General features: G+C 72.0%; 7 protein-coding genes. 6 read left to right on the forward strand and 1 reads right to left on the reverse strand.

Features of this window, described 5'->3' with window-relative positions:
* The first annotated feature begins 131 nt into the window (after positions 1-131).
* From CCN29_RS31065 to CCN29_RS31090, 6 genes are all read left to right on the forward strand, one after another.
* Entirely contained in the window at positions 132-1898 is a 1767-nt protein-coding gene (locus tag CCN29_RS31065) for a hypothetical protein (RefSeq protein ID WP_086685852.1), read from the forward strand.
* A gap of 176 nt (positions 1899-2074) precedes the next feature.
* Entirely contained in the window at positions 2075-2326 is a 252-nt protein-coding gene (locus CCN29_RS31070; RefSeq protein ID WP_143661419.1) for a hypothetical protein, read from the forward strand.
* A gap of 632 nt (positions 2327-2958) precedes the next feature.
* Positions 2959-3552 carry a hypothetical protein gene (locus CCN29_RS31075; protein ID WP_442538582.1) on the forward strand — a complete coding sequence of 198 codons (594 nt, stop codon included), beginning with the start codon at positions 2959-2961 and terminating at the stop codon, positions 3550-3552.
* A gap of 131 nt (positions 3553-3683) precedes the next feature.
* Positions 3684-4115, forward strand: a complete 432-nt coding sequence (locus tag CCN29_RS31080) for a hypothetical protein (protein WP_086685857.1) — start codon at positions 3684-3686, stop codon at positions 4113-4115.
* 210 nt (positions 4116-4325) lie between these two features.
* Complete coding sequence (locus CCN29_RS31085; protein WP_086685859.1) at positions 4326-4574, forward strand: hypothetical protein; 249 nt, start codon at positions 4326-4328, stop codon at positions 4572-4574.
* 22 nt (positions 4575-4596) lie between these two features.
* Positions 4597-5451, forward strand: coding sequence for a hypothetical protein (locus CCN29_RS31090; protein ID WP_086685861.1), 855 nt, complete (start codon positions 4597-4599; stop codon positions 5449-5451).
* 9 nt (positions 5452-5460) lie between these two features.
* Here the strand turns inward: CCN29_RS31090 and CCN29_RS36450 are convergent.
* On the reverse strand, positions 5461-5714 hold a 254-nt coding region (locus tag CCN29_RS36450), incomplete at its 5' end, for a hypothetical protein (protein WP_442538583.1).

The following is a 5714-nucleotide window of genomic DNA, read 5'->3' on the forward strand; positions in this document are numbered from 1 at the left end:
GGGCTCCCGGGCCCGTCACCACCAGTCCAACGCCCTACCCCCCCCGGGGCCGCGGACACCAGGTGACAGGCCCGGGAGCCCCTTCACATTCCCCGGGACGGTAGCGGCGGCCGCCGTGCACAGTGCGCGCCATGGCCGCCCCCAGACCCCAGACACCTGCTGTGGCCGCCGCGAACACCCTGGTCGAGAACCGCTCCGGCGTCCGCTCCAAGGAAGCCACCAGCATCGCCGACACTCTGCTGCGCGCCCCCGTCCCCGCGCGCCGGGCCGCGCTCAAGACCCTCGACGCCGTCGACCTCACCCACGTCCTGGCCGAAGTCGAACGCGAGACCGGCAGCCTCTACGGCCTGTGGGCCGACACCCCGTCCGGATTCATCGAGGACGTGCTGGGGGAGTCGATCTGGTCCAAGCAGCGGGAGATCGTGGACGCCGTCCCCAAACACACCCGCGTCATGGTCCCCGCCGGATTCGGCGTCGGGAAGACCTACATCGCCGGAAGGCTCTGCGCCTGGGCCGGAGCGACGAACCCCGTCGGCACGATGCTCGTCGTCACCACCGCCACCCGCTTCCGGCAGGTCCGTAACCAGCTCTGGCCGCACATCCGCAAGACGATCTCCCGCGCGGGCCTGCCCGGCTTCTGCGACGAGGTCCAATGGAAGATGCCCGACCAGTGGAACAACGACGTCCGCGTGGCGTACGGCTTCACCGCCCAAGCCCACGACGAGGCCTCGATGCAGGGCATCCACGGAAACCCCAAGCTCGTCATCATCGTGGACGAGGCCGGCGGTATCGCCCGCAGCATCGGCGCCGGCACCAACAACCTCCTCACCGGCGACGCGCGCATGCTCGCCATCGGCAACCCGCCCACCGACGACCCCCGCTCGTGGTTCGAGGTCATGTGTGAGGAAGGCGACGACCCCGACGAGCCCGGCACGGTGACCATCCCCATCGCCACGCTCGACTCCCCCGCGATCACCGGCGAACGGGTCCCGTACTGCCTGGACTGCCCTCCAGCCGTCGCCCGGCACTCCCTCGCCATCCACCTGCCCGCCCAGGACTGGGTGGACCGCACCATCCGCGAGTACGGCGAAGACCACCCGTACGTCATCGCCAAGGTGCACGCCAAGTTCCCCAAGGGCGGCGGCGGCAAGGTCATCCCCACCACCTGGGTGGAAGACGCCAAGGACAACGAGGACCCCACCGGCCCCGGCTGGGTCCGCCTGTGCGACCTCGGCCTCGACGGCGAGAAGGCCACTCACACCGTCAAGCGCGGCGCCTGGGTGCGCCTCGGCGTGGACGTCGCGGCCGACGGCGGCGACGAGTTCACCATCTACCGCATCGTCGGCGACGTCGTGGAGCACCGCCATCACTCCTCCGGCATGGCCAACGACAACCAGGTCAAGGTCGCCAAGAAGATCCTCGAAGAGGTCAAGGCCGCCGAACGCCTCGCCAAGGCCCTCGGCTCCACCGCCAAGGTCCACGTCAAGATCGACAAGAACGGCCTCGGTCACGGCGCCGTCGGCATGCTCGAAGTCTGGGGACAGAACGGCCGCCACCACTCCGAAGTGTTCGGCGTGATGGTCTCCGAGTCCCCCGACCGCGACGACCCCGGCGCGCCCATGCGGCCCTACCGCAAGCGTGACGAGATGTGGCTCGCCACCCGCCAACTCCTCCAGCCCGACCCCGCCACCGGCACCGGCCGCCTCCGCCTGCGCGTCGACCGCGAGGCCGCGATCCAGCTCACCACACCGAACCTCGGCAACAACGCCGGCGGCTACGCCGTGGTGGAGTCCAAGAAGCAGATGCAGGCCCGCGGCATGAAGTCCCCCGACCGCGCCGAGGCGATCCTCCTGGCCATCTACGAACCCAACCCCCGCCGCCGCGGCATCATCGCCTGACCACCTGTAACGAAACCGGCGCCCACCACGTCTATGCGGTGACGCGCCCGCGGGAGCCTGGACACCTCCCGCGGGCGCCGACCAGTCTCATGAGCCGCCGGTGCGCCGACCTCCGTCACCGGCCGACGCACCAGCAGCCGCCACCCGAGTACCCGAACCCCGCGGAGGACAACACCGTGAGTGTCGAGATCGAACTCGTCGGCGGCCCCGCGGACGGACGCCGCCTCGTCATCCTCGGCGACCCCTTCGACCCGCCGCCCGACATCAAGGTCGCCGAGCTGCTCCCCGGCGCGCTCCACGCCCCGGGCGACGACGCCGGCCCTGACCGGCCCGCCTTCCGGGTCATCCGCTACGACCGCGACCGCACGCCCGTCGACCACGCCGACGGCCTGATCTGGCACTACCGCCGCACCCCGCACACGGCGTGAGCCGCCGAGGGGAGCACTCTCGCCCCCTCGACGGCTCACGACCTGGTCAACGCCGGTTCTGCCACCACACGACGGCCACGCTCACGCACGCCGACCCCGCCCCGGACACCATCCCGAGCAGGAGTCGGTTCCGCACGACGACGAACCGCTTCCGCGCCCTCTCCCAGACGCGCCGCCACCGTCCCGGGGGTTCGGAAGTCCACCAGGGCATGCGAGACTGCATCACGAATCTCCAATCAGTGCATGAGAAGGGGATCACAGAGCCCTCCCGGCAGGTTCCGACGCCTGACGCCGGGGGGGTTCTCTGCGTTGTCAGTGAGCATAGAGGAGCGCTGGTGAGGCGCGTTTCGGCCGACTACAAACCTCGTGACGCTGCATCAGGTGTAAGCGGCATCTCGGCCACCCCCTCCGTCCGGGACTTCACATCATTCTGAGTGGCCCGTCACCTGGGAGTCTGAGTCCCAGCAGTCGCTCTCCCCCTCCGGAGGCGGTGAACTTCGCGCTCCCTCGCCACAGATATCGGTGGCCGAAAATTCCCCTACAAGAGCGTCTCTGATCCAGGTGGGGACGGAGAGTAGGCGCACAGCGGCATGCGAGCATCGCGCAGTGCTCGGCCCGCGCATCATGGAGTCGTGACCGACTACACCGCCCTCGTCGCCGCGGCCGCGCACGCCGCCGGCCCGGCCCCCGCCTCCCCCAGCGGGGAAGCGGGCTGGCTGACCCGCGTTCAGCACCTCGCGACCGAGCTCGCGTTCACCGCCCGGCAGGTCGAGCAGGCCGTGCAGATCCTCGACGCCTCCCGGCCCTTCGCCGCGTTCCTGGAACGCGTGGAGATCGAGGAGAGCAGCCGCCGCGGCCTGCTCACGCTGCGCCCCGACTCCGGCGTCGCCGAGACGATCCGCACCGAGCAGGACACCACCCTGTCCGGCCGCGCCATGATCGAGCGGGCCCGGGAACTCGAAGGCCGCTGGGTCCTCGTCTACCGCTACAACCAGCCCAAGAGCGGCGGGAAGTTCGAGAACGTCCGCATGGTCGCCCGCCTCCTCGACCTCGGCGAGGGCACCCTCGCCAACCAGGTCGCCCGCCAGGTCCTCGTCGGCGACGCGGGCGGCGACGAGGAACGCGCCGCGAGCGCGTGGAGGGAGGCCGGCCTCCCCCTGTCCGGTTCGATCCCGGTCGCCGACCTCGAACCGGTCCGCCGCAAACTCCGCGGGGAGCAGCTGTAACGTTCCGCGGCCCCACCCCGTCTATACGGCGATGGTGATGGACACGCCCGCCGGTCCCGCGCACTCCTCCGTGAGTTCGACAGTCAGCCCGGGGCCGGCGGGCGCCTACACGAGGGGGGAGGGGACCGCCGGTGCTGGCCGACATGCTCGCCGAGCTCAACGCCTGCCGACTGCACGGCCGCACCTGCAGCGTCCCGTGGGGCTACGACCGCTCCCACACCGACAGCACCCGCCCCTACACCGTTCACGAGCTGGCGGACCGTTTCGAGGGCCCGCACCGCTACGCCTACCCCACCGCGGATGCCTACGAAGAGGGCTTCGCCCTGTGGCGCGCCCTGCGCCGCGACGGCGAGTCCACCTACCTGGAAGGGATGGTCTCCCTCGCCGTCCGGCTCGCCCCGCACGTACGCACCATCCCGCACCTGCGGCAGGTGCACGCCGACCCCGCGTGCACCGTCGCGCGCGACCTGACCGGCCTGCACGGCGCACCGCCCGGCTTCGCCCAGGCCGTCGCCGCACTGTGCCGCTGCGACTACTACGCCCGCCTCCGGGCGGCCCGGTGACAAGCCGGCTGATGGGTTACAGAACAGAGCGCCCTACCCCGGCCAGGCTCCCCGCCCCCTGCGGGCCCGTCCTGGGTCCGGGACGGACCGAGTCGCACCGTCATGGTCCGGACCGTACCGGCACGAACCCCCATGCACCAGCACCTGCCCCGCGGCAGCCTGGTCGAGAGGCGCTTTCTTCTGTAACCCAGAGTCGGCGGAGACGTAGCCGTGCCCTCCCCTGAACTCCTGCAGCGCTACGCCGACGCCCCCGACCTGCCCGCCCCCGTCCACGCCGTCGGAACCCCAGACGGGACGGTCACCGCCGCCTGGTGCCCCACCTGCCACGACGCCGTCACCGGCTACGACTGGGATCGCATCAACACCACCGCGGCGCTCCTCACCCTCACCGGCTGCGGCCACACCTTCCGCACCACGAGCGGGCAGACGATCGCCGTCGTCCGCACGGCCGCCGTCTGAGGCGCCCCGTACCCTGTCGGGCGTGACCACCGCCCAGCAGGCCATCGCCGACTTCCTCGCCGAGCTCCACGAACGCGGCTACGCCATCGGCACCCGACGGCTGCGCGGCCACTACCTCACCGAGTACCTCGAACACGCCCTCAACGCCCTGCGCGAGGCCGACCCGCACGCACCGCTGGAGCTCACCGCCGAAGAGCTCATGGACCTGGAGCGCGCCGACGCCTGGCTCGCCGCGGCCGCCGCCGGCGAACTGCGCCAGCGCAACACCCTCCACGGCCCGCGCGCCGTCTCCGCCGCGGCCAGCGAACGCAGCCGGATCATCACCTACAACGTGTTCGCCGCCCACCTCGGCACCCCCTGGCGGCTGGAGGTCCCCCCCAACGAGACCGGCGAACACCTCGACCCCGAGGAAGCCGCCCAGATCATCCGCACCCTCGCCGTACGCCGGCCCACGGCCGCGAACGAACCCACCTGGATCCGCACCGCCGCGCTCGCCGCCCTGGTCGCCGCCACCGGCCGCACCATCAGCGAACTCGCCGAGCTCGACGTCCCCGACCTCCGCCTCAAGACGCCACCCCCGCAGCTCCTCCTCGAAGACGGGCCCGTGGAACTCGACGAGGACACCGTGCGCACCGTGCGCCGGTGGCTGCGCCAGCGCGCCGCGATCACCGCACGCCTCGAAGGCAGCGACCCCGGATACCTGTGGATCCCCACCAAACAGCCCGGCAACCCCCGCCGGCCCGACGTCGAGCTCCCCCCGCTCGGAGCCCGACGGGCCACCGTGCGCGCCCTGCACGCCGCACACCGCCGCCTGGTCCTCAACGTCCTCGGCCGCCCCCTGCGCCTCGGCGAACTGCGCACCCCGCAGAACACCTGACGCCAGGCGTTACAGCCCGCGAGCGCCCAGGCCCTTCACCGCGTCGTCCCGCCACGTACGCCGGGAGCCGCGCGCGGTCGCCGCGGCCGCGAGCTGCCCGGCCGTCGCGAACCAGGCCGCGGCGCTCAACGTCGCCTCACCCTCGCCGCACAGCACGCACACCGGCGCGCCCTCCATACCCACGTGCCGGGCGATGCTGCCCCACCACCCCTGAGCGACCGCCCGCGCGCACTCCAGGCAGCCCACCAGGCCCTCCCCAGGCC

Source organism: Streptomyces pseudogriseolus (assembly GCA_002154585.1).
Lineage (GTDB): Bacteria > Actinomycetota > Actinomycetes > Streptomycetales > Streptomycetaceae > Streptomyces > Streptomyces pseudogriseolus.